The organism is Cognaticolwellia beringensis (genome assembly GCF_002076895.1).
Taxonomy (GTDB): Bacteria; Pseudomonadota; Gammaproteobacteria; order Enterobacterales; family Alteromonadaceae; genus Cognaticolwellia; species Cognaticolwellia beringensis.
Genome location: NZ_CP020465.1, coordinates 4,602,559 through 4,627,907, shown reverse-complemented (window position 1 = coordinate 4,627,907; position 25,349 = coordinate 4,602,559). Strand labels below are relative to the sequence as shown.

The following is a 25,349-nucleotide window of genomic DNA, read 5'->3' as shown; positions in this document are numbered from 1 at the left end:
GGTTCCGCTTCGCTTCACATTTTAGCCAACTATTACTTAGCCGTTTATTGCGGCGTTAGGTACCTCACGGATGAATCGAAAACTGGAAGCATTATTAATAATTGCAAGCATTGGCGGAGGCTTCATGGGAGTCTCTATTGTACTTGGGGAGTTGTTAAAAGTTTCCTACTTCACGCTAGGGCATTTTTTGATTTTTGGATCTGCTTTAACCTTGTTTGGCTACTTTATCTATGCAGGCTTGCTTTTCGCATCAAATAATGAAAAGAATAAACATCTTAAAATTACCTTTTTACTCCAAATACCTTGGGTTTCCTCACCAATATTAGTGTATAAAATTGCTGCTGGTTTCTCTTTATCAGGTCTATTTCATTCGGGTGGTTTTAATTTTCTATACAACATGGGTAGTGACTTTAGTTTTAGTATATTTAATGGTCAATCGTGGGGGCTAGGTTTAAATGTTGCTGCGGTTGGTTTATATTATATAGCGTCTAATCAAGTAGTAACGGTACCTAACAAGCAAATTAATCAGGACTAAAAACAGCGGGCTGTTCGCTTCGCTCCATTTTAGCCCACTATTTTTAGCCCATTATTTGGGCGTTATGTGTTTTTGATGTTAGGCATATAACTCATCTACGCAATTTTTAAAAGGATGTACCTATGAACTTAATCACGGATAGTGAAATAAAGCGTATTGTTAAAAAACACACGGGTTTTGCTATTTTTTTAGTATTTATACCAATTATATTTATACAACTAATCTCATTTTTTTCAGGTGATAATCAATTAAATTATTTATTGTTCTATATTGCTCCAATTTTTACTATTGGAGCATGCGCGCATTTTATACAGCGCGTTCTAATCGATATAAATGCTAGTAGTGCAGTAAACACATAACAAGCAAATCAATCAGGACAAAAAACAGTTGGCCGCACTCGTGCCTCGCACAGTATAGCCAACTATTTATTTGCCCATTATTTGGGCGTTAGGTTAACAAGGAGAGTTCGGTGGGTAATTTACTATTAAAAGAAAAGTTAGTTGTCGTTTTTTGTTGGGGAGCTAGTTTTTTGTTTCTTGGAACTGGTTGGTATAGCTTTTTCAATTCTCAAACTAACTTGAGTAATTTAGCTATTTCAACAGGTGTAGCAATAACTTTATTTGGTGCTGGTTTAATTCCTAAAATATTTTTTATACCTTTTAAATCTGCTTTAACAGATATTCAATCGCCGATATTGGTCAAAGCCGAAACACAGCAATATTTAACATTAAGCGGCATAGTAATTAGTTCTATTGGCTTGGGTGTACAACTGTTAACCTAACAAGAAATTAAACAAGGACAAAAAACAGTTGGTTTTTGCTCCTGCGTCGCTTATTTTAACCAACAGTTTTTTGCCTGTTAATTAGGCGTTATACAAACATGGAGAGTTACGGTGAAAATTGACCTAGAGTTTTACAAATCACTATTTTCGGCATTTCTAGAATCAGAAAGTGCACATATTACTTATAAAGATCTCATTGAATCAGGTGTTGAAGTCGGTATTGAAGATAACCTGAATGAGAAGTTTATTTTTCATATGCAACTTTGCATTGATAATGATCTTATAACAAATGAAAAACAAGAATGTTATAACCTCGAGTCTCTTGGAATAGGCAGTAATAAAAGTAACCGATACATCATTGATGTCTCTATGAGGCTCAGCCAAAAAGGACATGACTTTGCCGCTACTCTTAATAATAAAGAAGTTTTTGATAAACTAAAATCCGAATTCAAAGATATGCCATTTAAAACTATATTTGATGGTGGTCAAAAGTTGTTAAACCACTTCTTAAAAAAGAGAATGGATGTTCTACTGGCAGAGTAGCGTGAACTTTGTATAACAAGCGCTTCAAACGGAAAAAATACAGTTGGCTGTTTTCACTCCGTTCAACACTTTAGCCAACTACTTTTTGCCTGTTAATTAGGCGTTATGTTTTCAGGAGTATTTGGCAATGGATATGACCCAAAAAGAAGTTGCAGTTATTAAAGCTGCTATTAAATCACGAAACAAAAGTAAATTTATACAACCTGTTTTATTCACTGTAATGGTTGGTGCTCTTTTAGCAATGCTCTTTGGCGCACTGTCAGGTGATAAGTTTACGTATTTGGCATTCCTGATAGTCTTTCTTACTATTATGTCACCTCAACTTGGCGGTTCACCCAAATATGGTGAGCTAGTCGACATACTAGAGAGGCAATTGCCTCAGAAAGCAACAATGGAAGATGTTTTATCTGAAGAGTTAAAGAAAACATAACAAGCAAATCAATCAGGACTAAAAACAGTTGGCTTTTGCTCCTGCGTCGCTTATTTTAGCCAACAATTTTTAGCCCATTATTTGGGCGTTAGTAGTATTAAAGTTTCTGCATTCAATCAAAGGGTAGTGTTAATGAATAAAAACTCGTCATCTCAATTTAAATCTTATTTCGGTGCATCTTTTATTATGGCTATAGGTTTGGCTTATAACGTAATCGAGCAGGATGTTATCGGCTCAACCGTGTTCTTAATTTCTTCTATAGTATTTTTATCTTTAGGTCTTATTAAAAGACGTAAATCCCAAAAAGAAACTTGAGCGGAGTAAAATACTACTAACAAGGCAATCAAGCAGGACTAAAAACAGTTGGCCATGCTCGTGCCTCGCTGATTTTGGCCAACAATTTTTAGCCTCTTATTGGGGCGTTAGCTTTCAAGGATGAACCATCATGCAGTGCAGTCATAAATCTGTTAGAAAACAGTTATTCATTTTAATTACTTTTATGATTGGCATGTTTTCGTTATCTGCAAACGAACTGCCTTTACAGAAAGAAAGTATTTCTCGAATCGAATACCCGCCAGAAATTCAATATATTAGTGCTCTAATTCAAAGTAAAGATACAAGTACTCTAGTCTATGAATCTTGGAAAGGATTTGAAATGAATGAAGGAGATTTGCACTATTCAGAGTTAAACGTATTAAACGAAAAGATTTATTTTGATACCGCTAAAGTTGTTTTACCCAATAAAAAAACATTGATTCGATCTTCTATAAGTCACGTAATAATAGATGGAGTTGATTGGCTATATTTTATTGAATCAAATGGATTTAATTCTGAAGCTATTGCTTATAGAGCAAAATTTAAAGATTCTGCTCTCGTAGAACAAGAAAAAATATCATTAGAAGTACCTTTATCATCATCAAGTAATGCTCGATGGTCTGTAATGAAGAATAACAATGTTGCTCTTGTTTATACCGATAAAAAATGTTGTAAATTGTATTTTTCAATCAGTAAAGATGGTGTTAAATTTGAAACACCGAGATATATCGGAAATACTGGCTTTATGCCTCACCTTTCATCTTTCTCTGATGGAAAGCTACTTTATCTCTTTCAAAAGTCGTTCCGTTCAAGTAAAGAAAAACCCAACGGAAAGCCTATTTATATCACCAAATCACACTTTAGAGTCTCTAATAACTATGGTCAAACATGGAGTGAATATACTCCTATTACCCTAACGGATGATACTGTTCATGATGCCAAAGCTATTCTAAGGCTTGATGGTAATATTGATATTTATTATGTTTACCCTATTCAGGAAGGAAAAGGTTTGTCCTTGTGGCGTAAATGTATAAATATTAATGGTGGGTTAGGTAATGAAGAATTAGTTGTTCAACATGACTTTGGTAATATAGCTAAGCCTTCTATTCATCGCATAGAAAATGGCAAAATGTTAGTCACTTTCGTTGAACAAGGAAAAGTTGTATTAGAAGGTGAACACAATATCTACGGCGCAATAATATCAGCTGATTCAGAGTGTATTTGAATAGAAAGCTAACAAGAAATTAAACAAGGACAAAAAAAAGTTGGCTTTTTGTTCACTCCGTTCACCTATTTTAGCCAACTACTTTTTGCCTGTTAATTAGGCGTTATGTTTATCGGGAGCCATGTGAACTTAGGAAAACGACGAAATGGATTTTACATTGGCGCTGCTGTTGGTTTTTTGGGTTATTTAATTCAAGAGACTACTGGCTCAAACCCAAATGCTCTAGCTATAACAGACCTATTGTTTGAGAGTTTTTTATTCGCGATTGTTTCTGGAGTTCTATTCTTATTAGGTTTTTCTGCATTAGCTGGGCGGGGTCACGCAGATAGTATCAACTCACAAAAATATGATGATGAAATAAGCCATAAAGTAAATAAAGAAGTAGCAACAAAAACTATAAACCAAGGTAAGCATAAATAAACATAACAAGGGTTTTCAAGTCGGACTCGTAACAGCTTGCTCGGTTCCACTTCGTTTCACATTTTAGCAAGTTATTACTCGCCTCTTAATGGGGCGTTATATTTTTCTAGAGTGCGGAGCTAACATCCATACTTTTATGCAATATTCGCACGATAAATATTTGGCTGTTTTTATACTTTTTGTAATAGATAACATGACTAGCTTGTGGGTATTTACTGTAGCCCTCTCTAATATAATCACAGTTAATCCCTAGTTCGTGATCACCAGTTAATAAATGGAACGTACTATCTAATACTTTTAGGTAATCATTCCGTTGAGTAAGTCCCCACGTTATTTGGGTATATTTAGCTATTTTAATTAAGTCTGTTTTGGCTTTCGCAGATAATACAAACTTATTCATTAATGGTTATCTTTATCTAATTCAGTCAATAAACTTTCATAGCTGTACTCGGCAACACCGCTTTGTTCGCCTTGGATTAACATATTACGTAAATTTAAAAGCTTAGCTTCTTGATCTTCCAAGGCTCTTAATCCAGCTCTAACGATTTCACTTGCTGAGCCATAACGACCAGTGTTAAGTTGTTGGTTTATAAATTGATCAAAATGATCACCTAGTGTAACGCTTGTATTTTTAGCCATAATTTAAAGCCTCTTAAGTACCTATATATAATATATTATGGTATAAAAAATATAACAAGTCACTTAAAAGGACAAATAACAGTTGGTTTTTGCTCCTTCGTCGCTTATTTTTACCAACTATTATTTGCCTCTTAGTGGGGCGTTATATTTTTATCGATAACTGATGCGCATCACGCTACACTTGTTGCATGATTAAATCTTTTAAACACAAAGGCCTCAAGAAGTACTTCCAAACTGGAAATATCTCAGGTATTCAGGCAAAGCATCAACGTAAATTACGTATGCAACTAGCCGCAATAGATACCGCTCAAGAAATTGATGATATCAATTTGCCCGGTTTTAAATTACATCCTTTAAAAGGTAATAGAGATGGGATTTGGTCTATAACTGTAAACGGTAACTGGCGCATTACTTTCGAGTTTATCGATGGCAATGCTTTCATTCTAAACTATGAGGAATATCACTAATGACTATGCATAATCCACCGCACCCAGGGGAGTTCATTTACGATGTTTATTTGGAGCCTGCTGGTTTTAGCTGTCGCTATCTGGCTAAACAATTAGATGTAGCATCATCTACTTTAAATCGAGTTCTTAAAGGTCAAAGTGCCATCTCTCCCGAAATGGCACTGCGCTTGTCTAAAGCAATAGGAAGAACTCCTGAGAGTTGGTTATCAATGCAAGATAATTATGATCTTTGGCATGCTAAGCAACAAATAAACTTAACCAATGTCCACTCAGTAAATTTTGCAGTGGTATAAAAAATATAACAAGTTGCTCAAACGGAAAAATAACAGTTGGCCATCGCTTCGCGATTATAGCCAACTATTATTTGCCTCTTAGTGGGGCGTTAGCTTTACAAGGAAGTTTATGAGTAAGTGTACTAGTTGTGAACAAAAAATAGATGTGTTCAGTTTTTCTTTATCAGCATTCCCATTTTATTTTAAATGTCCCAATTGTAATGTGAGATTGAAACTTATTAGCTCAAAGTTCTTTTGGGCTACTGTTTTTTTATATTTAGCGTTAATAATTACATTGATATTTTATGTTCCGATTCTTCAAGAATATAATTTAGCAGTTATTCTGGCTGTATTAGGCTGGTTTTCTGTTTACTATAAAGTTTCATCTTACATACTCAGCAAGGAAAACTTGGCAATATACTCGTAGTGTAAAGCTAACAAGTCACTCAAGCAGGACAAAAAACAGTTGGCTTTTTACTCCTACGTCGCTAATTTTAGCCAACTACTTTTTACCTGTTAATTAGGCGTTAGGCAGCACGGAGGATCCATATGCATCTTGCACAATTAAATATAGCTAAAGCTAAATACTCTTTAGAGTCTCCTGAAATTAAAGAGTTCGTTGATAATTTGGAACCAGTAAATAAACTGGCGGAATCAAGTTCGGGTTTTATTTGGCGACTGCAAGATGAAAGTGGAGACGCAACCGATATTACAGCTTTCTCAGATCCCGATATAATCGTAAACATGTCAGTTTGGGATTCTATAGAAGCACTCAAAAACTTTATGTTCAGAACTCACCACCGTGATTTTCTTCGCCGTAAAAAAGAATGGTTCCATAACATTCCTGATGACAGTTATGTTTTATGGTGGGTACCAAAAGACCATATTCCAACAGTGGAAGAAGCGGTTGAAAAGTTAGAGTTTCTTAGAAATAATGGTGATACATCATATGCATTTACTTTTAAAAGTAATTTTAGCGCTTCAGATTTTATAGCAAGTAATGCCTAAAAAGCTAATTAATAAGGACAAAAATCAGTTTGCTGTTTTCGTTCCTCAACATTTTAGCCAACAATTTTTTGCCCATTATTCGTGCGTTATAAGCCACGTAAATTATGGCACCCGATAAATTTTAAGGTTATCAAATGGAATTGAAAAACACTGTAAGGTTTTCCGAATTAGATTGGTTACGAGTGATATTGATTTTTGCAGTATTCCTTCATCATGTGTGCATGCCCTTTAATGGAGATGGTTGGCACATTATGAATAACGATTCGAGCAAAGTTCTTGATGATATAATGGTTTATTTTGAACAATTTAGACTGCCAATCCTATTCTTCATTTCAGGTGTTGGCTCTGTTATCTTGCTATCAAAGGTAACTGTAGTGAAATTTGTCAAAGACAAATTTCTAAGGTTATTTATTCCCCTTTTGATTGGCTCTTTGTTAGTGATTCCTCCGCAAATTTACATGGAAAATATTGTTGAGATGCAATCATTTTGGCGAGAATACCCATCTCTTGCATTAAAATTCGAAACTAATCATCTTTGGTTTATAGAGTATCTCTTTGTATTTTTCTTGCTTGCTATCCCATTAAACAAATTATTTAGCTCGCCTTTAGGTGCATCAATAATTAACTTTGTACAAAAATTGTCAAAACACAAAATAGGGCTGTATCTACTTGTAACATTACTCATAATAATAAAAGTGTATTTTTCGTTAACTTTTCCAAGTGAAGATAAAAAGATAGAAAATTTATCTTCCTCAGCTTTCTATTTTTTCTTTTTTATTGCGGGTATGCTTTTTGTTCGTAGTAACATTATTTGGCAAGCAATATATGACCAACGATTTTATAATTTACTGTTGTTAGTATTTAGCACAATACTTTTTTATTCTTATTATTACTCCCCTGACTTGAGTGAGTACTTGTCACTAGATTTGCGTAGGTCTATTTGGTGGTTGGTTTGTTGTTTAGTTGCATGGTCTGCATTCTTAACTATTTTAGGTTATGCGCAATTCTATTTTACAAAAACACCCAAATGGGTAAGCCTTAGTAACGAGTTAATCTACCCTTTTTATATATTTCATCAAACCGTAATTGTGGTAATAGGCTATTATGTCATCGCATGGCAAGCACCAATATTGTTAAAGGTTATTTCTCTTTTCGCTTTATCTTTTTTAGTTACCACCGTAATTTGTTGGTTTATTATTAAACCATCAAATTTTTTAAGGTTTTTGTTTGGTTTAAAGCCTAAAAACAATGTTGTATCAGTGGCTTATAATAAGCCACTCAAGCAGAACTAAAACAGTTTGCTGTTTTAGTTCCTCAATATTTTAGCAAACTATTATCAGCCTCTTGAATGGGCGTTAGGTGCAAATCTAGTATGGCAACACTTTATATATTTTCAGGATTGCCAGGAGCTGGAAAAAGTACTTTAGCGACACTTTTAAGTAAACGTCTTGGAGCGTCGTATTTACGAGTTGATACTATTGAACAATCCCTGAAAGATATCTGTGATATAGCTATTTATTCTGAGGGCTATCAAATAGCTTATAGGTTGGCTTCAGATAATTTAATACAGGGACTCAATGTCGTTGGCGACTCATGTAACTCTGTTTATGAATCTAGAGTTGAATGGGAGCAAACAGCTATTAATTCTGGCGCAAAATTCATTAATATAGAAATTAGTTGTTCTAACAAAATTGAGCATAAAATTAGAGTAGAGAGCCGTGTTTCTCCTGTTACAGGTTTAGTTTTACCAACTTGGGAAAGTGTAGAAGCAAGAGAGTATCAACCTTGGGATTCAGAAATAATCTCAATTGATACTGCTGGTGAGACACCTGAGCGATCAATTCAAAAGCTTATTGAAATGCTTAATGTATAAATGCACCTAACAATAATATCAAACGGAGGTTTCATCAACATATGAACATTTTTCTCATTATTGCGGGTACTTTGAGTGCTATTGTTGCAATACTGCATTTAGGTTGTATTTATTATGGCGCACCTTGGTATCGTTTTTTTGGTGCAGGTGAACAAATGGCAGTGCTCGCAGATCGAGGTAGTATTCAACCCACGCTTATAACTAGTGCAATTGTCGTTATTCTTTCTATTTGGTCGCTTTATGCATTCTCAGCGGCAGGTATTATTTACCGTTTGCCTTTTATACGCTTAGCTCTCATCCTTATTACACTAATTTATTTAGTGCGTGGCATTGCCGGTTTCTTTTTCATAAGTTCACCCATGGGGCGCTCACCTGAATTTTGGGTATGGAGTTCAGTAATTTGCTTATCATTTGGTATTGTCCATTTAGTTGGTTTAAAACAACAATGGGCAACCTTATGAGTAAAGTGTAACCTAACAAGCAAATTAATCAGGACATAATCACAGTTGGTTTTTGCTCCAGCGTCGCTAATTTTAACCAACTGATATTTTCCCATTATTTGGGCGTTATATTTGCGGGGCAGGAATCAACTTTGAAGCTTCTTTTTACAGTAAAAGCTTAGATGATTTAGCATCTAACTTTGATGAACCAATGTTACAAGATCCTCAATACGGTGATATTAGTTTTTCTCATTATGAAAATGAACATAAAGGTATTGTTGCTGGTATTGCTTATTTCTCTAGTTTTGAATCAATTTTTCAGAATTTTTTTAAAAAAGCCTCTGCAATAAGTTTTTCTTGGGGAGAAGAGTTATCTCCTTGTGAAGGTATACCCGTCCAGTGTCATATCGAAAAGGTCTGCGTTACCGAAATGATAAATTCGATTATGATTACTCAAGTATTGCTGTAGAAGGTGCTGATAAAGTTTTATTTGAAGTATTCATGCAAAAAAGTGATGAATGGATTTATGAACAATAGCATAGAGTTATTCTCAGGCTTGAGCAGTCTGACAGAGTAATTATAAAAAATATAAAACAGGTTCATAATTCTAGTATAAGAAACAATATAATTTCTTCCCCTCATTCATTAAAAGCAGATGACTCTGAACCCTACACTATTAACTTATTTGAAATCACTGTTCCAGCAGAGCGGTTATCTTTTACGATAGAACTGGCAAAACTAAGCCTCAATCCAAAAACTATATATGTAATGAGGTTGAATCCTAGTTGTATTAATAATTGTTTATTAGGCTTATCTTCTAATGTTACTAAATCTAATGTTACTAAATCTGATGTTCAAGGAGCTTATTCTTGTTCTGTGGGTTATCTAGATATTTGGAAAGCCGAAAAAAATAGTGATTATTATAGTCTTGAGTTAAAGCAAATATAAGCAATTCAACGGGACACATAACGCTGGCTGTGCTCCTTCGTCGACATTTTAGCCAGTATTATTTAGCCCGTTAATATGGGCGTTAGGTTTCTAATGAAGTATATTTTAATCATCACAGCTCTTGTTACAGCAATCATTGCTATTAAGGGAGAGACTTGGGATTCATCAAAGAGCGGGATAAAACGAATTACAGTATCAGGGTGGGCAGTTGCCTTTTTTGCTCTAATTACTGCCTTTTTTTCTATTTATATCGAGTACTCCGAACAAAATATAAAGGCTGAAAAGAAGATTGAGAGTGATCATAGAAGATTACACACTTTAGAGCAGTTAGTTGATGATTTTCATCAAATTGAATTTTTAGCTTTTGAATTTGAAAAAGATTCAGATATTTCTCAAGTTATAGTAAAAGTACAGCTACATACTAAGTTTATTAAAGACTCGATTGAACTTAATTCAAGTTTATTAACGCCAGAAGAGTTATTAAATTTTGAAGGTTTTCTTCGTTTTTCAAACGAAGAGATCGAAGAAAGTAAATTGGGTACGGATTTTATGAATAATAGTCCTATGCCAGAGTTAGCTAGATACGCTAGAGAAATTAGGTTTCGTTTGTGTGAACCCATGCTCAAAAAAAGCCCATACTGTAATTATTTACAAGCAAATCCGACAGCTAATGAGTTTTTTGCACATGAAGATCCAAAAATGCTTGAGGCAATGTCTCAAGCAAGAAAAACGCTTCCTAACCTATTGAAAAAAACACAAGAATTAAGGAGTGAGAATATTGAATTAATGGTGAAAGTCGCAATACCTGTAGGTGATGGTACTCGTGAACATATATGGTTAGGCAATATAAGGTACTTGAATAATAAGATCGTTGGCGAAATAGGTAACCAGCCTGTAGATGCATTGCATGTGAGTTTTGGTCAAAAATATACAGCCGTATTTGATGATGTGTCAGATTGGATGGCGATAAAAAATGGAGTTGTTCATGGCGGGTATATGTTAAGGGTGACTTTAAGCAGAATGTCTGACTATGAATTGGATAGGTTTTTTAGTGATTATAAATATGAAATACCTAAAAAAATTTTGGTATTGTAATGCCGAAACCTAACAAGGGTTTTCAAGTAGGACAAATTACAGTTGGCTTTTTGTTCGTGCCTCACTTATTTTAGCCAACTATAATTTGCCGCTCAAAATGGCGTTATAACTGAAATCCAAAGCCTTGTACTTGCTGCTCTGTTTTACTATACTTTGTACCATAAAAAGTACAACTAAAGGTATCATCATGAGTAGACTTCACTTTGATAAAGATATACAGCCTCTTTCAGACTTTAGGGCTGGAGCTGCATCATTTATTCGTCAAATTAATGAAACAAGAAGGCCAATTGTCATTACCCAAAGGGGAAAAGGTGTGGCTGTCGTTGTAGATGTGGCAGAGTATGAATCTATGCAGGAAAAAATTGAATTACTCGAAGAAATACAAAAAGCAGAAGCACAGCTTTCTGCTGGATTAGGTGTTTCTAATTCAGATGCCCGCGCACAGATTTTGAAGAGCATTAAACCTTGAAAGTAGTTTGGTCTCCTTTAGCATTAGAAAAACTAGAGGCTGCTGCCAAATTCATAGCTCTTGATAAACCATAGGCAGCTGATAAATGGGTAAATGATGTTTTTGATCGGACTGATTTACTTGGTTCTCAACCAGAGTTAGGTCGAGAAGTTCCGGAGTTGTTAGGTTCAAATTATCGTGAAATAGTATTTGGTAGTTATCGCATTATCTATAAAATTGAAAAAGAGATTAAAATACTAACATTACGTAATAGTCGTCAGTTGCTAAGTTCGGATAATGTTGAGTTATAACAAGGTATTAAATTCGGATTCATAACAGTTTGCTCGGCTCCACTTCGTTTCACATTTTAGCAAACTATTACGCACCGCGTTATGTGTATATTTGTAACCTCTGGCTATTGTGCTACTATAGTGATACTTTTTTTAGCTCTAAATAGGATTTTTTATGAGAGTTGAGCTAGTTACGACCCTTAAACGCCAAGCTACCAAAATATTAGCTGATCTTCACATTTCAAAAGAACCTGTGTTAATTACTGAACATGGTCAACCATCTGCTTATTTAGTTGATGTTGATGATTATGAATTCATGCAACAACGAATAGCAATCCTTGAAGGTGTAGCTCGCGGTGAACAAGCTATTAAAAATGGCCATTTATTATCTAATCAAGAAGCCAAAGAGAAAATGAGTAAATGGCTGAAGTAATATGGACATCTCCAGCTCTTGATGATCTAAATGATGTTGCTGAATATATTGCTTTAAGTAATCTAATTGCGGCTCAAAAATTGGTACAAAAAGTATTTGATAAAGTATCAAGACTAGAAAGCTATCCAGAATCAGGTAAAAGACCTGCTGAGCTAATTAACTTAAACTACCGAGAAGTTATTGTTAATCCGTGTCGTATTTTCTATAAAACTGAAAGTGACAAGGTTTATATTTTACATGTAATGCGACAAGAGCTAGATTTACGCAGATTTCTTTTACAGCGTTAAATACGGCTAACAAGCAAATTAACTAGGACAAAAACAGCCTGTGTTTTTTCGTTCCTCTACATTTTAACCAACTATTTTTTACCTGTTATTGAGGCGTTATATTTTTTCACAAGGAGTTCATATGAAACGTTTAAGTTTGTTGTTATTAATGGTTATTTTCATTGTAGGGTGTAGTTCTAAAAGTAAGGAATTACTTAATGAACCTCCTGTAACAATAAAAATGCATGAGCTTCAAAAGTACTGGGTTCCAACACAAAATAGTATAACGTTTAGTAATGGTTTTACTCCACCACAAGAATCTGGATTTGTAAAAGTTAAAATTTTGATTGATTCTAATGGAGAGGTATTTAATCCATTAGTTATTGAGTCCAAAGGTGGCTGGGATAAATTTGCATTACTTGCAATAAAAGAAACTCACTATGTAAACACTGAGTTTAATTCTAAAAAAACACCAGTATATGTCATAAAAGAGTTTCAATTCGCTGCACCCACAAAAATATAAGACTTTCAAATCGAGAAATACAGTTGGCTGTTTTCACTCTGTTCAACTTGTTGGCCAATTATATTTTTTCGTTTTAGTAGGAGCTAGTTGTACACGTTTTAAGGAGCCTTATCGTGCATCAATCAAATTTTTCAAAGTGGTTCTTGTTAGTCATTTGTTTAATCGCATCTCTAGCTGGTATTTTTCAAATAGGTAAGCTCATTGGGCTTGCTATTTACTCCAGTGATTTTGGTGTAAATTCAATCGGAATTTGGCAAGTGGGTTTAATTAGCTCCGGCGTTTGGGGTGTATCTGAGTTCGTAAGAACCATGAGAAAATTGAAAATATCTCCTAAGTACAACGATAAGAAAATCAACAAGGACACGTAACAGTTGGCTACGTTTCGCTACACCATTATAGCCAACCATTACTCAGCCTGTTATTTGGGCGATATGTAGCACGAAGGATTCGTAGTCATGAGTAAAAAACAAGCATTTTGGTCAATATGGATATTTTTTACTTTCTTCGTAATAATATTCTTCTATGCAGCGGGCGAACTAAAGCAAATGGATATTGGTAAATCTATTATTTTAACCATTATCCCCTTAATAGTTGCTTATCCAATTTATCGTTGGGTAAAAGGCAATGACGAGTTTAATTAAATAGCTACATAAGCCATTCAAGCAGGGTTTTTAACCGTTGGTTAGGTTCCGTTTTGCTTCACATTTTAACCAACTATTTTTATCCGCCTAGTAGGCGTCAGGTTTTAATCAATTATGGCATTTGAACGGATTCAGAAACAAACTCATACAATCGCAGATAAAACAGTGCTTGTTTCTTATGATCGCTTTACAACACGCTTTGAAATCAAAAGTGAAGAAGAGGTTATATATTCCTCCTTAGTTTTAATTCCCATTAAAAAACCGACAATACTTATCAATAATCAACAGTTTACTTTAAGTATATTTTGGCTTATTTTGTGGAAATCCCAATTGGTCAATGACGACGGCGTTGTTATTAAAGAATTACTACAACGGCGCCGTAAAAAATCTATCGGTCTGCTTATTTATTTTGCGTTAATCAGCAGTGTTAAAATAGGTATTGGTTTGGTGGCTTAAAACCTATAAGAATTTCAAGCGGGACAAAATAAAGTTGGCTATTTTATTTACTCCGTTCATCTATTTTAGCCAACTATATTTTGCCCTTTAAATGAGCGTTATGCTTAAAAGGATGCTCCGTGTATGTCTGCTAGAAAACAATATGATGATATGGGCTATGTCGTTATCCGTGACTTTTTAAGTGATATTGAGATTTTAGCTATTTCAAAGCACGTAAATAGTATTTTTGAATCATGGATGTGCAGTAATAAAACAGAAATTTTTGAGCATAAATTAGTGAATATGCATTCACTTACTCAACAGGTTTTTTTTGAAGACACTCCAGAGAAACGAGTGGATTTTTTTAACTCTATATCTCCAGTAAAGCTAACTAACTTACTTGAAAGTATGTTTGGCTCAGAAATTTACTTTCATAATACCCAATTGTTTTTTAATCCGTTAAATAGTAAACGTCTTCCATATTGGCATAGAGATATGCAATATAGCCCTATTTCTGATGATATACAGAAAGCAGAACAAAAAAATATGGTTAGTCTGCATATACGAATTCCACTGGTAAAGGAAAAGGGAGTTGAAATCATACCGGGTACACATAAACGATGGGATACTGATCTAGAAAGAGATGTTCGGTTTGAGCTAAATGGTCATCAGAATAATGAAGAACTTCCTAATGCGATACTTATAGAGCTAGATGTAGGTGATATTTTAATTTTCAGTTCGCAAATGATCCACCGTGGAAATTATGAGCTCAACGATTCACGAAAAGCGCTCGACCTCTGTGTTGGTCAGTATCATCACTTAAGCTTTAATTTTTTTGATAAGCAAGTTCTTCCAACAGAGAAAGAAATAGAACTTATTAAAAATAATCAATGGTATAGTTGTGCTAACAAACTGTTCAAGCGGGACAAATAAAAGTTGGCTAGTTCCGCTTCGCTTCACATTATACAACTATTTTTCTCCGCTTAAGTGGACGTTAGCTAACTAATCAAACAAGGAGCCGTTATGAACAAAATTATTTTAGTGGTATCTCTTTTAATATTCACGCAAGTGTCTTTTGCAAGCCAGCTTTCAGATGACGAGCAGTTGCAAAAAGTAGTGCAAGATTTTGAAAACTCAATTACGACTATAGATAGATCTAAATATTTTAGTTTATTTTACGATGGGACTGTATCTTGGGTTGGTGTTTCTTCGACGAATGATTTTGAGAAAAACCAAAGTAAAGCGGAAACAGCAAAAATGAAAGGTCAGGAATCTTGGAAGCCTATGAAAACCTATCCCGGCGATCATGTACATTTTTTTGATGTTATTGTTTCTCGCCAGAAGGATCATGAAATGATGTTTGAGAATATAAAAATCCAACAAGATGGGGATATTGCAAGCGTTTACTTAGATTACAACCATTTTGTAAAAGGGGCTAAAGCAAACTGGGGAAGAAAAAGTTTACTTTTAGTGAAAGCAGAAGATGGCTGGAAAATTAATTCCGTTATTTTTTCTATTAGTAGCGCGGGTGAATAAACATAACTAGCAAGTCGTTTAAAAGGACAAAAAGTCAGTTGGCTTTTGCTTCATCGTAGCTAATTTTAACTAACATATTATTTGCCTCTTAAGAGGCGATAGGCGCGGTCAGATTTTAGCCATTTTTTAGAGGATGTAAAAATGGAAGCATATCCATTTAGAAAATATTCAACCAAAGTTCCTGCTGACTGGGTTGATTTTAATGGGCATATGAATACAAAGTATTATGGTTTGGTAATATATGATGCGCATATTGATTTCACTGAACATCTTGATTTAGGTGAACGTTACCGGTATGCGAACAACTGCAGTAAAGCACTGGTTGAGAGCCACTGTATTTTTGAGAGAGAATTATGTGAACATGACGAAATCGAGGTTATTTCTTGGCTTTTGTCAGTTGATGAAAAACGCTTACATACCTTTCATGAAATATATTGCACAAATAAAGGGTATCGAGCGGCAGCTGGTGAGCACCTTGATGTTCACATAGATATAGAAACTAGGCGAGTATCACCATTTCCTAATGATGTTCTTCAACGCTTACAGTCAATAGAAAAAGAATACGCCAAGTTTCCAAGACCTGATAAAATAGGCAGCACTATTAAAATTCCAGTAAAGTAAACTGTGCTAAAAATGATAACGGCAGATCTAACAAGGCCATGAAATGTGACTACGCAAACTTCGCTTTTTGTGCGAAAATCGCAAAAAAGTGACAGCTCGCTACGCAGCTGATGAAGGCGTTATATTTATTGGAAGTAGGAGTCAATATGAAAGCAGGTATTCTAATTACTATCACTTTATTGATTGTTGGATGCAATTCAACACCATATAAATACAATAACGAAATACGCTCTAAATCCTCCAAACTAATTAAACTTTATATGGAAGCCGCTAACTGCAATGACATCCAGAATAAAGAAGTTATTGCCACTATGCCAAGTTCTGATGATACTTTTAAAGAGCATTGGAGAATAAAGGCTTGCGATAAAATTTATAATTTAGCCTTAACAGTATCAAAAGATGGTGATGAAGTTTCGATCAATAATCTTAATTAGTTGATTAAATATAAATATAACAAGTGCCTGAAGTTGCTCGTAAACTTGCTCGGACTATTTCAAATGGGTTATGGTCACTACGTTAATATTTTATCTCATTTAAAATCCGCCGGTTCGGCCGGCGTTATGCAGCAAGGAGGCTATGTGGCATTATCTACTCAAGGGATTGCACATCAAATTGTTTCTTCATTGATGACATATCGAATCGATAACCTAGGGACTGTTAATGATTGTAAAGTAGTTATAAACCATTTGATTAGAAAATTTAGTGAACCTTTAACAAAAGAAGGGTTGCAACAAATATATTATTCAAAAAACTTAACAGACCAAACTAGTGCCATTAAAGAACATTTATTCCCGGTAAATGAAGTAATGAATCATTTTCTAACAATGTCTTTGACCATATCCAAAGTCGATTTGGCTTCATTAGTTCATGATTATTTGGTTAATGCACTCGTCATTGTTTATGTTACGAAAAATGAAGATAATAAGTTAAACAAATGTGGCTACCAGAAAAGTATGCCCGAAGATTACTATAATCCTAAGTCCCCTTTATATCGAGATATTTGGGCAAGATACAAAAGCTCGGATATTTATAGCAATATTGAAATAGAAGTTGCAGCATAACCAGCGATTCAGCGTGTGTTATATAGAAATGGAGTTCGCATGAAATTTTTGTTCCCAATCATATGTTTTCTTTTAAATGGCTGCTCAACAGCTACATTTAATTCTAATGCCGGTATTTATGTTGAAAACAAAATTAGAAAAAGTGTAGTACAAAGATATACTAACTATGAAGTATGGGAGTTAGGTGCTTCAAAAATCGGTTATGTAGAAGCCGAATATTGCCAAAAGGATATAAAAGACTACAAACCGAGTAAAGAAGCTTTGATTTCTGATTTAAGAGTTAAAACCCAGAAACTAGGCGGTAATGCTTTAGTTTTTGATTCTTGTTTGGTTAATAGAAGTGCTGGTCGTTGTAATACACATATGCGGTGTAATGGTATGGCTTATTTAATTACGAACAAGTAATTAAATAAGGACAAAATAGTTGGTTTTTTGTTCACTATATTCAATCGTTTTAGCCTGCTAATTGGGCGTTGAGTATTTAGGAGTTCTCATTGAAATACACAGAATGGATTAAGGCTGAATTGCCACACTTAGAAAATGAGTCAAGTGCAATAACATTTGAATATATCCAACAGGCTAAAGATTCAACTGTCAAATTACGGATGGTAATTTCAATTGTCTCTATAATTCTATACATACTGGCAGGGTATATGGTTGGTTATTTGCTTGGAAAATATACCGAAATTAATTCAGATGTAGCTTTAGCTATATCAATTGGACTTGTAATTTGGATACTTTCTCGTTTAGAAGATCAATTTAAAGATAGTATTATAAAAAAAGAATTATTACTTATAGCGGGTAAAAATACCTAACGAGGAATTAAACAAGGAGAAAAAAATTGGCTTTTGCTCCTTCGTGGCTTATTTTAGCCCACAATATTTAGCCCGTCATAAAGTCGTTATAAGGGCGTTAGCTATCTTTGTTAATCAATGGAGTTGCGTGCAATGTTGAAATTATTAAGTTTGGTTTCACTGTGTTTAGTCTTTCAATCAGCGGTGCAAGCGAAGGCTTGTGATACGCTCGAATCATTAACGTGGCTTATTGGTAATTGGAATTCTGAAAACAGCAAACTGAAAATCAATGAATCATGGAAACGGATCAGTGGCAAAACCTTTGAAGGCTCTGGTTACACGTATTCTATCGAAAAGAATAAAATTGTCGGTTCTGAAACCTTACGGTTAGTCGAAATGTCTGGAGAGGTGTTTTATATTGCAAAAGTTGCCAGTAATGACTTACCTGTTGCTTTCAAATTAACAAAGTGCACAGCTGAAACTGCTATATTCGAAAACTCACGACATGACTTCCCTAAGAAGCTCAATTATCAATTGAATAAAGATAAAAATATTACTGTTTTTGTTTCAGGAGAGGAAGGTGACGGTTTTTCAATTGAATTTATTGGTGGGAATGATAGCTAACAAGCTGTTAAACGAGGAAAAAGACAGTTGTTTTTTTCTCCTACTTCACTTATTTTAACCAACTTATTATTGCCTGTTAACAAGGCGTTGGTATGTTTCAATTATTACAGGGAGAGTTTTATGTCGGAAAGTCGAGAAGAATATTGGGGAATGCCTTTAAATACTTATTGCATGCTGATTCATTTGAGTCAGTTGACTAGTATTATAATACCGGGGCTAGGTTTTATTTTGCCCATTGTAATGTGGACAATGAATAAAGATAAAAATGAGGAGATAGATAAACACGGTAAAACGACAATGAATTGGTTAATTAGTTTATTTATATATTCGGTAGTCTGTGGGATTTTAGTTTTTATTTTTATAGGGATAATAGGCCTTATAGTATTAGCAGTACTTAATTTGGTATTTGCAATTATTGCAGCTATAAAAGCTAACGATAATCAATTATGGCATTATCCTCTTAGCATTAAGTTTTTTAAATGATAGATTGTCTATAGTGGCTTGATCGAACTATAAGAAAGTAAATAAGGATAAAAAACAGTTGGCTGCCACACTTACGTTCGTTATTGTAGCCAAACCATTTTAAGCCACTTGGAAAGCGTTAGGTGTTCATCTAGTTTGGAGTCAATATGTCTTATGAGCGAATAATGGGTTTGGAAGTTACTAATGATAGTGAATATCAAAAATATCGTGAGAGTATGATACCAATACTTCATTCATTTGGTGGCAGTTTTGGTTTTGACTTTAAAGTTAATGAGGTTTTGAAGTCGAAAACAAGTGAGCCTATAAATCGCGTGTTTACTATCGACTTTCCGAATAAAGAAATCATGGATAATTTTTTTAATGATCCAGAATATCTTGCGGTAAAAGCTCAATATTTCCAAAGCTCCGTAAAATCAGTTACAACTATTTCTATGCATGAAAAGAACACCTAAGAAAATAAACAAAGAGTGAAAATAGTTAGTTTTTGCTTATTCGTCGCTCTTTTTAACCAATAATTGTTCGCCTCTTAGTGAGGTGATTTATGTATATTGAGCCTATATAGGTAAGCGCACAATTAAGCAGTGCGCTTAGCTATAATCGAAGTCTAGATGCACATTCCATGGCATTAGATCGGTAAAATCATCATCGTCACTTTGACGTGCGGGCAATGTTTTGAATAAATGCTGGAAGTAATAATATGGATTGATGTCATTGGCCCTGCACGTCATGACAATACTATAAAGTATCGCACTTGCTTGTGCACCATTGACTGATTTTGAGAATAACCAGTTTTTTCTACCTGTTGTAAACGGCCGAATATCTCGTTCAGTGATATTATTATCAATCCCTAAATGACCATCTTCAACGTACCTAATCAGTTTATGCCACTGGTTGAGATTGTATTTTATTGCTTTGCCAATATAACTCCCCGCGATCACTTTATCACTGGCTTCATCAAGCCATGCTTTGAATTGTGTTAAAATCGGCAGGGCTTTTTCTTGTCGTAATTGATACCGTGCTTGTGGTGATAACTTTTTGTTCTTCGCTTGAGTTTCTATTTTATATAATTGACTGATAAAGCTGATCGCTTTATGCGCACGGCCTTTATTTTTCGACTCTGCTTTTAAGGCTTCATCATATTTACGTCTAGCGTGCGCCCAACATCCCACAGGAATAACGCCTTCAATACCGTCATAAACACTGTAACCATCGCATTGTAAATATCCTTGATAATCTCTGAGGAACGCTTCTGCGCAAGCACGACTACGACCCGCTTGATAGTCGTAAATAACCACTGGCTGTTTACTGACTTCATTACTGCGATAAACCCACATTTGTGAATTGCTACTTGGATTATCACCTTCATCAAGGACTTGTACACGCGTTTCATCCGCACATAAACTATGCTCACCAAGTAAGTGGCGCTGCATTGCTTTGACTAATGGCTTAATGAGTACGCCGACCTTAATGCACCAGTTGGCTAGGGTTCCTCTGGATATTTTTAAACCGCCGCGCTCAAAGATATCAACTAAACGATACAGCGGCAGTGCATCACAGTATTTAGCAGTAACTACTGCGGCTAAGGCCTCAGGACTCGCGATACTACCAGGAATAGGTTGAGCTGGTTTAGGCGCAGTTATTATTTTACAGCTTAGCTCTTCATGCTCACAGTGCCTGCAAGCGTATTTAAATTGTTTATGTTTTATCACACTGATTTTGGCGGGGATAATTTTCACTTGTTCGCTATCTTCACTGCCACAGTGATGCATTTGTTCACCGCAACACGTACAAGCTAACTCGGTTAAGGTGTGCTCAACGTCTTCTCGCTCAAAGTGTTTAGCTAGCGATTGTTTACCTTTTTTATGATGTTTGGGAGGCTCACTCGTTTTATGCTGCTCGGCTTCGTTGAAGGTACCTCGGGGGGCTTTTTCACTTTTTCGACCGTACTTTTGTGATTTGCTTAGCTTTAATTCGGCGAGTAGATGGTCAATACGCGTTTGCATTTCAACTTTATCTTCTTGCCATACCGCCTTATCTTTTTTCAAGGCATCAATCTGTACTTGCATCTGGGCAAGTTGATTTTGTAAGGTGAGGAGTTGTGTGTCATCTGTCATTTTTATAGCATGACACACTGGCAAGATCGTACAAGAGGGTAACAATGATCGTAATGGATTACATCACAGACAAGCCTGATAATGTGGGATGTCGAGTCTGGCTCGTCACCGCCAAACCGGATAATAACCATTGAAGTTGGCGCTGTTCAATGCTCATTGCAGCACATGCTTCGCCGTATTTTGGCCATTGAAATCGTCCTTGCTCTAAACGACGATAATAAAGCCAAAAACCATTAGTATCCCAAAATAATATTTTTAATTTATCGCGCTGTTTATTACAAAAAACAAACCAAGCTTGACTCAAAGGATCGAGTAATAAGGTTTCGCTGACTATAATGCTAAGACCATTGATTGATTTTCTCATGTCAGTGAAGCCGGTAACCAAATAAACTTGGCTTGGGGAATGCATTACAGCGCACTCAATAGTTGCGTTAAGGCTTGATGGCTTAAGGTCGACTCAAAATCTACTTGGTAGCCACTGGGCGTGGAGAGTTTAATCATGGAAGGTTGTGTCAAAGACTGCTCATGAATAACAAAGGGGATCACCTGTTGCGGTTCAATTGGTTGGGTTTTATCAGAAAGGCGTTTACGCCAACCATAGAAGGTAGACACGTTAATATTGTTGTCGCGACAAAATTGAATGATAGTTAAATCACTATCTTGCTGCTGTTCAAAGATGTTTTGCCAGTGTTTTATTTTTTGTTGATTATTCATAATGACCTCATGTTAATTTGCTAAGATAATTATGCGCAGACTGGATTAATATTAGTATGTGGGGCTAATTACGCGCTTACCTATATAGACACTGGAGCGTCAAATGAGAAAGGTTGTAAATTTTAGTAAAAAGAAGAATTTTTGGTCAGGAGAGCCTGATTTAGATTTACTCAATACTCAAATTAGGGAAATAGAAAATGATGGTTGGCATGTAGTTTCTGTAGCCGCAAATTCGCATTTTATTATCGGTATTACGTCTTATACCATCCTAATAGAATCAATGAACTAAGAACATATAAGAATTTAAAGCTGGGCTGCTAACAATTTACTCAGTTTAGTTTTTCTACATATTTTAGCTAACAATTATCAGCCTTGAATAGGCGTAATATTTACTTTAAGTTCAGATAGTTAATGGAAATTTATGCCAATAAAAAAATGGATTATTCAATACGTAATAGCTTTACCCATTATTTTTTTTCTGCTATCAAGTGTTCAATACTTAAAAGGCAGAAGTTTAGAATACTCTATTGAATTCGGTATCTTGTGGGCATTGGTATCAATCACTATTTTTGCTATTAGACGTTTCTACAATTATCGCAAAAATATTAATTGTGTTGTTTGCAATGATTTACCTAATAACCATCAAGATTCTGATGGTAGGTAAGCATAATTACGCACTCACAGGAATCTTTGCTAAGGCATTCATCATTCGCTGTTAATTTTTTATCAGAATCTTTACATCAATCATCCATTGTTAACTCTTTGCAATTCATTACTTTGAATGCGTTGCTCTTTCCCCCCAAATATCTTCTAAACGGCTATCTCGGCCACAGCGCCAACGATAGGTATTGTAACGTATTGGATTGTTTTTATAATAATCTTGATGGTAGCTTTCATCACCTTTTATAGGATAAAACGTACTCGCGTTTAATATAGGCGTAACAACTGTTTGATTGGGAAACTCTGTTATTACAGCAGCTTTTGTTTTTTCAGCCAATTTACGTTCTTGATCGCTAGCAACAAATATGGCACTTAGGTAGCTTGGGCCTTTATCACAAAATTGGCCTTTGGCATCAAAAGGATCAATGTTCACCCAGTAATGATCGAGTATGCCTTGGTAGCTTACTACTTTCGGATCGTAAGTTATTTCGACGGCTTCATAATGGCCGGTATGATTACCGTTATAGGTCGGGTTTTTAATATTTCCACCAGTAAAACCTGATACAACAGCGGTAACGCCAGGGAGTTTTTCAAAGTCAGATTCCATGCACCAAAAACAACCACCAGCTAAAATGGCTTTTTCAGTTTCTGCTGCAGAGCTGAGCGATGCATAAAAAAGTACTGAGGATGTTAAAACTAAGGATAATATTTTTTTCATAAGAGTCTCGCTTCTAATGAGGCATGTATAAAAGTTATGTAGACATACCCAATAGACCCGCTATAAGAGAATGATATTTCAATTTTTTGAGTGTTTTATTTAAAAATAGGTATAAGATTTTTATTTTGGATTTTTTGGAAAAATAATGAGGAAAAATAATGAGGACATCCATCTAAAAAAATAATGAGGACATCCATCTAAGAGAATAACTAGCAGAATAACTAGGACACTCATCCAAAATAACTAGAGAAAATAACGAGGACATACATCTAAAGAAATAACTTAGAATAATTAGGACACCCATCCAAAAAGAAATAACTAGGACATCCATCTAAAGAAATAACTAGGTGACTTGGAGAATAACTCGAATAACGAGGACATCCATATGTGAGTGTATGGTTTTTCTTGAAGAATGGAGAATTAGCCTACAAAATGGCTAATTCTCCACAATTTATAAAGAAAGCAGACTCAAAATTAACTTGGACTGCCATTGTCAGAAATTTTAGTTATTACTAGTTAACTTTATATCATTTAAAGCTGGTGTGGCAGCTAGGGGGACTTTCATTATTTTACTCGTAATAACACCTGAGACCATTGCACCTGAGACATTTAATGTAGTGCGTGCCATATCAATTAAAGGCTCTATTGAAATTAGCAGAGCGACTATCTCTATAGGCAATCCCATCGTAGGTAACACGACTAATGCGGCAAAAGTAGCACCGCCACCCACCCCTGCAATACCGAAGGAGCTGATCACAATAATACCCACCAAAGGTATTATGAACTCGATTGTCATTGGATCAATTCCAACGCTAGGAGCAACCATCATCGCAAGCATGGCGGGATAAATTCCGGCACAGCCATTCTGACCGATAGTGGCACCAAAAGATGCTGATAAATTAGCTATGGCTGGCGCTACTTTAAGTTGATTAACTTGTACGTCAATATTCATTGGGATTGAGGCGGCTGAGCTGCGTGAAGTAAATGCGAAGGTCATAACCGGCCAAATTTTGGTAAAGTATTCTTTTGGATTAACCCCAACTAAGCTCAGTAATAAGCCGTGCACAATAAACATTATTAAGATAGCAACGTAAGAGGCCACAATAAACGAGAGTAAGTTAAGGATATCGTTACCACTTGAATTTGCGACCACATTAGCCATTAGTCCAGCTACACCATAAGGAGTTAGGGCGATTACCATTTTGACTAAATTCATAACGGTGGCTTGTAAGGCATTTACACCCGTACGAATAGGGGTCGCAAGTTCGCTGCGCTCAAGCATAACTTTTCGTGCAGCTATTCCTACTAATACACCAAAAATAACCACCGCAATAATTGAGGTTGAGCGTGCATTACTTAAGTCGGCAAATGGATTTTCCGGAATAAAACTTAACAACATTTGTGGTACTGTCCAATCGGCAACAGTAGCAGCTTTGTTTTGTATGGTGGTCATTTCTGCTGTTTCGCGCGTACCGGCCACTAGGCTATTTATGTTTAAATCAAAACCATAAGTTACAGCGATACCAACCAGTGCTGATATGGCAGTGGTGAATAGCAAAATAGAAATACTGACAAATGAAATCTTCCCCAAGGAACCTTGGTCTTCAAGTTTGACTACCGCAGCAATCATAAACACCAGTACTAAGGGCATAATAACCATTTTCAACAGCCCAACGTAGCCTTTACCAACTATGGAAACCCAGTTTAAAACGTCTTGGGTGGCTTGTGGTTGTTCTGAAAATAAAAACTGTAATGCTAAACCGAATACACTACCGACTATAAGGCCAAATAGTACAGTGCGTGATAAGGTTTTACTTTTTTTTGAAAAAAGATAGATAGAGAAAAGTAAGCCAGCAAATAAGGCTAGCATCAATAATACAGCGAACGACATAGTACCTTCTTTAGGAGCTGTGATTTAGCGCGGCACTTTAACGCATAGTCCTAACTTAATAAAGAACGCTTGTGCTATGAGTTAGACGAAATTGATATGCTCTTAT

40 protein-coding genes and 1 pseudogene are annotated in these 25,349 nt (G+C 35.3%); 34 read left to right on the top strand and 7 right to left on the bottom strand.

The genetic code is table 11. The features are described 5' to 3' along the window. Positions 1–70: 70 nt before the first annotated feature. The 7 genes from B5D82_RS19620 (at position 71) to B5D82_RS19585 (ending at position 4,249) form a co-directional block, all read left to right on the top strand. Entirely contained in the window at positions 71–535 is a 465-nt protein-coding gene (locus B5D82_RS19620; protein ID WP_081154176.1) for a hypothetical protein, read from the top strand. Between the two features lie 122 nt (positions 536–657). Continuing rightward, positions 658–894 carry a hypothetical protein gene (locus B5D82_RS19615; protein WP_081154174.1) on the top strand — a complete coding sequence of 79 codons (237 nt, stop codon included), beginning with the start codon at positions 658–660 and terminating at the stop codon, positions 892–894. A 110-nt stretch (positions 895–1,004) separates the two neighbouring features. Further along, positions 1,005–1,316, top strand: coding sequence for a hypothetical protein (locus B5D82_RS19610; RefSeq protein ID WP_081154173.1), 312 nt, complete (start codon positions 1,005–1,007; stop codon positions 1,314–1,316). A gap of 111 nt (positions 1,317–1,427) precedes the next feature. Beyond that, a complete protein-coding gene (locus B5D82_RS19605) occupies positions 1,428–1,859 on the top strand; it encodes a DUF2513 domain-containing protein (RefSeq protein WP_081154171.1) in 432 nt (143 codons plus the stop codon). A 127-nt stretch (positions 1,860–1,986) separates the two neighbouring features. After that, a complete protein-coding gene (locus B5D82_RS19600; protein WP_081154169.1) occupies positions 1,987–2,289 on the top strand; it encodes a hypothetical protein in 303 nt (100 codons plus the stop codon). Positions 2,290–2,734: 445 nt separating this feature from the next. Further along, positions 2,735–3,829 carry a hypothetical protein gene (locus B5D82_RS19590; protein ID WP_081154165.1) on the top strand — a complete coding sequence of 365 codons (1,095 nt, stop codon included), beginning with the start codon at positions 2,735–2,737 and terminating at the stop codon, positions 3,827–3,829. Positions 3,830–3,952: 123 nt separating this feature from the next. Next, the gene (locus tag B5D82_RS19585; RefSeq protein WP_157673945.1) at positions 3,953–4,249 is read left to right on the top strand and encodes a hypothetical protein; all 297 of its coding nucleotides are present in this window, start codon (positions 3,953–3,955) and stop codon (positions 4,247–4,249) included. 106 nt (positions 4,250–4,355) lie between these two features. On the opposite strand, the gene B5D82_RS19580 is transcribed toward B5D82_RS19585, so the two are convergent. Both B5D82_RS19580 and B5D82_RS19575 read right to left on the bottom strand, forming a co-directional pair. After that, positions 4,356–4,649 carry a type II toxin-antitoxin system RelE/ParE family toxin gene (locus tag B5D82_RS19580; RefSeq protein WP_081154162.1) on the bottom strand — a complete coding sequence of 98 codons (294 nt, stop codon included), beginning with the start codon at positions 4,647–4,649 and terminating at the stop codon, positions 4,356–4,358. Next, the gene (locus B5D82_RS19575; RefSeq protein ID WP_081154161.1) at positions 4,649–4,888 is read right to left on the bottom strand and encodes a type II toxin-antitoxin system ParD family antitoxin; all 240 of its coding nucleotides are present in this window, start codon (positions 4,886–4,888) and stop codon (positions 4,649–4,651) included. The genes B5D82_RS19580 and B5D82_RS19575 overlap by 1 nt, the downstream gene beginning before the upstream one ends. Positions 4,889–5,076: 188 nt before the next feature. On the opposite strand from B5D82_RS19575, the gene B5D82_RS19570 reads away from it, so the two are divergent. From B5D82_RS19570 to B5D82_RS19440, 26 genes and pseudogenes are all read left to right on the top strand, one after another. Continuing rightward, positions 5,077–5,355: a type II toxin-antitoxin system RelE/ParE family toxin gene (locus tag B5D82_RS19570; protein ID WP_081154159.1), complete on the top strand. Its 279-nt coding sequence runs from the start codon at positions 5,077–5,079 to the stop codon at positions 5,353–5,355. Continuing rightward, the gene (locus tag B5D82_RS19565) at positions 5,355–5,648 is read left to right on the top strand and encodes a HigA family addiction module antitoxin (RefSeq protein ID WP_081154157.1); all 294 of its coding nucleotides are present in this window, start codon (positions 5,355–5,357) and stop codon (positions 5,646–5,648) included. Before B5D82_RS19570 ends, B5D82_RS19565 begins: the two co-directional genes overlap by 1 nt. Positions 5,649–6,176: 528 nt before the next feature. Further along, on the top strand, positions 6,177–6,635 hold the full coding sequence (locus tag B5D82_RS19555) for a DUF3291 domain-containing protein (RefSeq protein ID WP_081154154.1): 459 nt from the start codon (positions 6,177–6,179) through the stop codon (positions 6,633–6,635). Positions 6,636–6,769: 134 nt separating this feature from the next. After that, positions 6,770–7,927: an acyltransferase family protein gene (locus B5D82_RS19550; protein WP_081154152.1), complete on the top strand. Its 1,158-nt coding sequence runs from the start codon at positions 6,770–6,772 to the stop codon at positions 7,925–7,927. An 80-nt stretch (positions 7,928–8,007) separates the two neighbouring features. Then, complete coding sequence (locus tag B5D82_RS19545; protein WP_245807521.1) at positions 8,008–8,508, top strand: P-loop nucleotide/nucleoside kinase family protein; 501 nt, start codon at positions 8,008–8,010, stop codon at positions 8,506–8,508. A 41-nt stretch (positions 8,509–8,549) separates the two neighbouring features. Then, positions 8,550–8,969: a hypothetical protein gene (locus B5D82_RS19540; RefSeq protein WP_081154148.1), complete on the top strand. Its 420-nt coding sequence runs from the start codon at positions 8,550–8,552 to the stop codon at positions 8,967–8,969. A gap of 378 nt (positions 8,970–9,347) precedes the next feature. Beyond that, positions 9,348–9,485 (top strand): hypothetical protein, encoded by a 138-nt coding sequence (locus B5D82_RS19975; protein WP_157673944.1) that lies wholly within the window; start codon positions 9,348–9,350, stop codon positions 9,483–9,485. A gap of 504 nt (positions 9,486–9,989) precedes the next feature. Next, entirely contained in the window at positions 9,990–10,991 is a 1,002-nt protein-coding gene (locus tag B5D82_RS19530) for a DUF2314 domain-containing protein (protein ID WP_157673943.1), read from the top strand. Positions 10,992–11,178: 187 nt separating this feature from the next. Beyond that, positions 11,179–11,460 carry a type II toxin-antitoxin system Phd/YefM family antitoxin gene (locus tag B5D82_RS19525; protein WP_081154145.1) on the top strand — a complete coding sequence of 94 codons (282 nt, stop codon included), beginning with the start codon at positions 11,179–11,181 and terminating at the stop codon, positions 11,458–11,460. A gap of 86 nt (positions 11,461–11,546) precedes the next feature. Next, positions 11,547–11,750: pseudogene (locus B5D82_RS20200) on the top strand (type II toxin-antitoxin system RelE/ParE family toxin); the annotation flags it as partial. A 154-nt stretch (positions 11,751–11,904) separates the two neighbouring features. Then, the gene (locus tag B5D82_RS19515) at positions 11,905–12,162 is read left to right on the top strand and encodes a type II toxin-antitoxin system Phd/YefM family antitoxin (RefSeq protein ID WP_081154143.1); all 258 of its coding nucleotides are present in this window, start codon (positions 11,905–11,907) and stop codon (positions 12,160–12,162) included. Beyond that, the gene (locus B5D82_RS19510) at positions 12,150–12,449 is read left to right on the top strand and encodes a type II toxin-antitoxin system RelE/ParE family toxin (protein ID WP_081154142.1); all 300 of its coding nucleotides are present in this window, start codon (positions 12,150–12,152) and stop codon (positions 12,447–12,449) included. The genes B5D82_RS19515 and B5D82_RS19510 overlap by 13 nt, the downstream gene beginning before the upstream one ends. Positions 12,450–12,570: 121 nt before the next feature. Continuing rightward, entirely contained in the window at positions 12,571–12,951 is a 381-nt protein-coding gene (locus B5D82_RS19505) for an energy transducer TonB (protein ID WP_081154140.1), read from the top strand. Positions 12,952–13,064: 113 nt separating this feature from the next. After that, a complete protein-coding gene (locus B5D82_RS19500; protein ID WP_081154138.1) occupies positions 13,065–13,319 on the top strand; it encodes a hypothetical protein in 255 nt (84 codons plus the stop codon). 87 nt (positions 13,320–13,406) lie between these two features. Continuing rightward, positions 13,407–13,592 carry a hypothetical protein gene (locus tag B5D82_RS19495; protein ID WP_081154136.1) on the top strand — a complete coding sequence of 62 codons (186 nt, stop codon included), beginning with the start codon at positions 13,407–13,409 and terminating at the stop codon, positions 13,590–13,592. A gap of 114 nt (positions 13,593–13,706) precedes the next feature. Continuing rightward, entirely contained in the window at positions 13,707–14,048 is a 342-nt protein-coding gene (locus tag B5D82_RS19490) for a hypothetical protein (RefSeq protein ID WP_081154134.1), read from the top strand. A gap of 123 nt (positions 14,049–14,171) precedes the next feature. Further along, entirely contained in the window at positions 14,172–14,960 is a 789-nt protein-coding gene (locus B5D82_RS19485; protein ID WP_081154132.1) for a phytanoyl-CoA dioxygenase family protein, read from the top strand. A 90-nt stretch (positions 14,961–15,050) separates the two neighbouring features. Beyond that, entirely contained in the window at positions 15,051–15,563 is a 513-nt protein-coding gene (locus tag B5D82_RS19480) for a hypothetical protein (RefSeq protein ID WP_081154130.1), read from the top strand. Between the two features lie 141 nt (positions 15,564–15,704). After that, a complete protein-coding gene (locus tag B5D82_RS19475; protein WP_081154128.1) occupies positions 15,705–16,184 on the top strand; it encodes a thioesterase family protein in 480 nt (159 codons plus the stop codon). A 146-nt stretch (positions 16,185–16,330) separates the two neighbouring features. After that, positions 16,331–16,618, top strand: coding sequence for a hypothetical protein (locus B5D82_RS19470; RefSeq protein ID WP_081154125.1), 288 nt, complete (start codon positions 16,331–16,333; stop codon positions 16,616–16,618). Between the two features lie 63 nt (positions 16,619–16,681). Beyond that, positions 16,682–17,245, top strand: a complete 564-nt coding sequence (locus tag B5D82_RS19465) for a hypothetical protein (protein ID WP_081154123.1) — start codon at positions 16,682–16,684, stop codon at positions 17,243–17,245. A 39-nt stretch (positions 17,246–17,284) separates the two neighbouring features. After that, positions 17,285–17,650 (top strand): hypothetical protein, encoded by a 366-nt coding sequence (locus B5D82_RS19460; protein ID WP_081154121.1) that lies wholly within the window; start codon positions 17,285–17,287, stop codon positions 17,648–17,650. Positions 17,651–17,739: 89 nt separating this feature from the next. After that, positions 17,740–18,060, top strand: a complete 321-nt coding sequence (locus B5D82_RS19455) for a hypothetical protein (RefSeq protein WP_081154120.1) — start codon at positions 17,740–17,742, stop codon at positions 18,058–18,060. A gap of 132 nt (positions 18,061–18,192) precedes the next feature. Next, positions 18,193–18,663: a DUF6265 family protein gene (locus tag B5D82_RS19450; protein ID WP_081154118.1), complete on the top strand. Its 471-nt coding sequence runs from the start codon at positions 18,193–18,195 to the stop codon at positions 18,661–18,663. A 120-nt stretch (positions 18,664–18,783) separates the two neighbouring features. Beyond that, entirely contained in the window at positions 18,784–19,146 is a 363-nt protein-coding gene (locus tag B5D82_RS19445) for a DUF4870 domain-containing protein (protein WP_081154116.1), read from the top strand. A gap of 146 nt (positions 19,147–19,292) precedes the next feature. Continuing rightward, the gene (locus B5D82_RS19440; RefSeq protein ID WP_081154114.1) at positions 19,293–19,598 is read left to right on the top strand and encodes a DUF1330 domain-containing protein; all 306 of its coding nucleotides are present in this window, start codon (positions 19,293–19,295) and stop codon (positions 19,596–19,598) included. Positions 19,599–19,733: 135 nt separating this feature from the next. On the opposite strand, the gene tnpC is transcribed toward B5D82_RS19440, so the two are convergent. Genes tnpC through tnpA form a run of 3 tightly spaced genes read right to left on the bottom strand, consistent with a single transcriptional unit; the run spans position 19,734 to position 21,974 of the window. Beyond that, a complete protein-coding gene (gene tnpC, locus B5D82_RS19435; protein WP_172820608.1) occupies positions 19,734–21,260 on the bottom strand; it encodes an IS66 family transposase in 1,527 nt (508 codons plus the stop codon). A 58-nt stretch (positions 21,261–21,318) separates the two neighbouring features. Then, positions 21,319–21,669 (bottom strand): IS66 family insertion sequence element accessory protein TnpB, encoded by a 351-nt coding sequence (tnpB, locus tag B5D82_RS19430; RefSeq protein ID WP_157673808.1) that lies wholly within the window; start codon positions 21,667–21,669, stop codon positions 21,319–21,321. Then, positions 21,669–21,974, bottom strand: coding sequence for an IS66 family insertion sequence element accessory protein TnpA (tnpA, locus tag B5D82_RS19425; protein ID WP_081148179.1), 306 nt, complete (start codon positions 21,972–21,974; stop codon positions 21,669–21,671). Before tnpA ends, tnpB begins: the two co-directional genes overlap by 1 nt. Positions 21,975–22,077: 103 nt before the next feature. Here tnpA and B5D82_RS19420 point away from each other — a divergent pair, with 103 nt between their 5' ends. Then, on the top strand, positions 22,078–22,263 hold the full coding sequence (locus tag B5D82_RS19420; protein ID WP_081154112.1) for a hypothetical protein: 186 nt from the start codon (positions 22,078–22,080) through the stop codon (positions 22,261–22,263). A 483-nt stretch (positions 22,264–22,746) separates the two neighbouring features. Here the strand turns inward: B5D82_RS19420 and msrA are convergent, their stop codons facing one another. After that, positions 22,747–23,352 carry a peptide-methionine (S)-S-oxide reductase MsrA gene (gene msrA, locus B5D82_RS19410; RefSeq protein WP_081154108.1) on the bottom strand — a complete coding sequence of 202 codons (606 nt, stop codon included), beginning with the start codon at positions 23,350–23,352 and terminating at the stop codon, positions 22,747–22,749. A 502-nt stretch (positions 23,353–23,854) separates the two neighbouring features. Beyond that, positions 23,855–25,243, bottom strand: coding sequence for an L-cystine transporter (locus B5D82_RS19405; RefSeq protein ID WP_081154106.1), 1,389 nt, complete (start codon positions 25,241–25,243; stop codon positions 23,855–23,857). Positions 25,244–25,349 lie beyond the last annotated feature (106 nt).

Excerpts from the sequence above, each read along its gene's own strand:
- B5D82_RS19405 (WP_081154106.1), bottom strand. The coding sequence starts at position 25,243 with ATGTCGTTCGCTGTATTATTGATGCTAGCCTTATTTGCTGGCTTACTT.
- B5D82_RS19485 (WP_081154132.1), top strand. The coding sequence starts at position 14,172 with ATGTCTGCTAGAAAACAATATGATGATATGGGCTATGTCGTTATCCGT.
- B5D82_RS19450 (WP_081154118.1), top strand. The coding sequence starts at position 18,193 with ATGTTGAAATTATTAAGTTTGGTTTCACTGTGTTTAGTCTTTCAATCA.
- B5D82_RS19420 (WP_081154112.1), top strand. The coding sequence starts at position 22,078 with ATGAGAAAGGTTGTAAATTTTAGTAAAAAGAAGAATTTTTGGTCAGGA.
- B5D82_RS19575 (WP_081154161.1), bottom strand. The coding sequence starts at position 4,888 with ATGGCTAAAAATACAAGCGTTACACTAGGTGATCATTTTGATCAATTT.
- B5D82_RS19550 (WP_081154152.1), top strand. The coding sequence starts at position 6,770 with ATGGAATTGAAAAACACTGTAAGGTTTTCCGAATTAGATTGGTTACGA.
- B5D82_RS19480 (WP_081154130.1), top strand. The coding sequence starts at position 15,051 with ATGAACAAAATTATTTTAGTGGTATCTCTTTTAATATTCACGCAAGTG.
- B5D82_RS19470 (WP_081154125.1), top strand. The coding sequence starts at position 16,331 with ATGAAAGCAGGTATTCTAATTACTATCACTTTATTGATTGTTGGATGC.
- B5D82_RS19615 (WP_081154174.1), top strand. The coding sequence starts at position 658 with ATGAACTTAATCACGGATAGTGAAATAAAGCGTATTGTTAAAAAACAC.
- B5D82_RS19510 (WP_081154142.1), top strand. The coding sequence starts at position 12,150 with ATGGCTGAAGTAATATGGACATCTCCAGCTCTTGATGATCTAAATGAT.
- B5D82_RS19530 (WP_157673943.1), top strand. The coding sequence starts at position 9,990 with ATGAAGTATATTTTAATCATCACAGCTCTTGTTACAGCAATCATTGCT.
- tnpC (WP_172820608.1), bottom strand. The coding sequence starts at position 21,260 with ATGACAGATGACACACAACTCCTCACCTTACAAAATCAACTTGCCCAG.
- B5D82_RS19540 (WP_081154148.1), top strand. The coding sequence starts at position 8,550 with ATGAACATTTTTCTCATTATTGCGGGTACTTTGAGTGCTATTGTTGCA.
- B5D82_RS19525 (WP_081154145.1), top strand. The coding sequence starts at position 11,179 with ATGAGTAGACTTCACTTTGATAAAGATATACAGCCTCTTTCAGACTTT.
- B5D82_RS19545 (WP_245807521.1), top strand. The coding sequence starts at position 8,008 with ATGGCAACACTTTATATATTTTCAGGATTGCCAGGAGCTGGAAAAAGT.
- B5D82_RS19620 (WP_081154176.1), top strand. The coding sequence starts at position 71 with ATGAATCGAAAACTGGAAGCATTATTAATAATTGCAAGCATTGGCGGA.
- msrA (WP_081154108.1), bottom strand. The coding sequence starts at position 23,352 with ATGAAAAAAATATTATCCTTAGTTTTAACATCCTCAGTACTTTTTTAT.
- tnpB (WP_157673808.1), bottom strand. The coding sequence starts at position 21,669 with ATGCATTCCCCAAGCCAAGTTTATTTGGTTACCGGCTTCACTGACATG.
- B5D82_RS19495 (WP_081154136.1), top strand. The coding sequence starts at position 13,407 with ATGAGTAAAAAACAAGCATTTTGGTCAATATGGATATTTTTTACTTTC.
- B5D82_RS19475 (WP_081154128.1), top strand. The coding sequence starts at position 15,705 with ATGGAAGCATATCCATTTAGAAAATATTCAACCAAAGTTCCTGCTGAC.
- B5D82_RS19490 (WP_081154134.1), top strand. The coding sequence starts at position 13,707 with ATGGCATTTGAACGGATTCAGAAACAAACTCATACAATCGCAGATAAA.
- tnpA (WP_081148179.1), bottom strand. The coding sequence starts at position 21,974 with ATGAATAATCAACAAAAAATAAAACACTGGCAAAACATCTTTGAACAG.
- B5D82_RS19565 (WP_081154157.1), top strand. The coding sequence starts at position 5,355 with ATGACTATGCATAATCCACCGCACCCAGGGGAGTTCATTTACGATGTT.
- B5D82_RS19590 (WP_081154165.1), top strand. The coding sequence starts at position 2,735 with ATGCAGTGCAGTCATAAATCTGTTAGAAAACAGTTATTCATTTTAATT.
- B5D82_RS19445 (WP_081154116.1), top strand. The coding sequence starts at position 18,784 with ATGTCGGAAAGTCGAGAAGAATATTGGGGAATGCCTTTAAATACTTAT.
- B5D82_RS19440 (WP_081154114.1), top strand. The coding sequence starts at position 19,293 with ATGTCTTATGAGCGAATAATGGGTTTGGAAGTTACTAATGATAGTGAA.
- B5D82_RS19505 (WP_081154140.1), top strand. The coding sequence starts at position 12,571 with ATGAAACGTTTAAGTTTGTTGTTATTAATGGTTATTTTCATTGTAGGG.
- B5D82_RS19465 (WP_081154123.1), top strand. The coding sequence starts at position 16,682 with ATGGGTTATGGTCACTACGTTAATATTTTATCTCATTTAAAATCCGCC.
- B5D82_RS19515 (WP_081154143.1), top strand. The coding sequence starts at position 11,905 with ATGAGAGTTGAGCTAGTTACGACCCTTAAACGCCAAGCTACCAAAATA.
- B5D82_RS19600 (WP_081154169.1), top strand. The coding sequence starts at position 1,987 with ATGGATATGACCCAAAAAGAAGTTGCAGTTATTAAAGCTGCTATTAAA.
- B5D82_RS19580 (WP_081154162.1), bottom strand. The coding sequence starts at position 4,649 with ATGAATAAGTTTGTATTATCTGCGAAAGCCAAAACAGACTTAATTAAA.
- B5D82_RS19570 (WP_081154159.1), top strand. The coding sequence starts at position 5,077 with ATGATTAAATCTTTTAAACACAAAGGCCTCAAGAAGTACTTCCAAACT.
- B5D82_RS19555 (WP_081154154.1), top strand. The coding sequence starts at position 6,177 with ATGCATCTTGCACAATTAAATATAGCTAAAGCTAAATACTCTTTAGAG.
- B5D82_RS19460 (WP_081154121.1), top strand. The coding sequence starts at position 17,285 with ATGAAATTTTTGTTCCCAATCATATGTTTTCTTTTAAATGGCTGCTCA.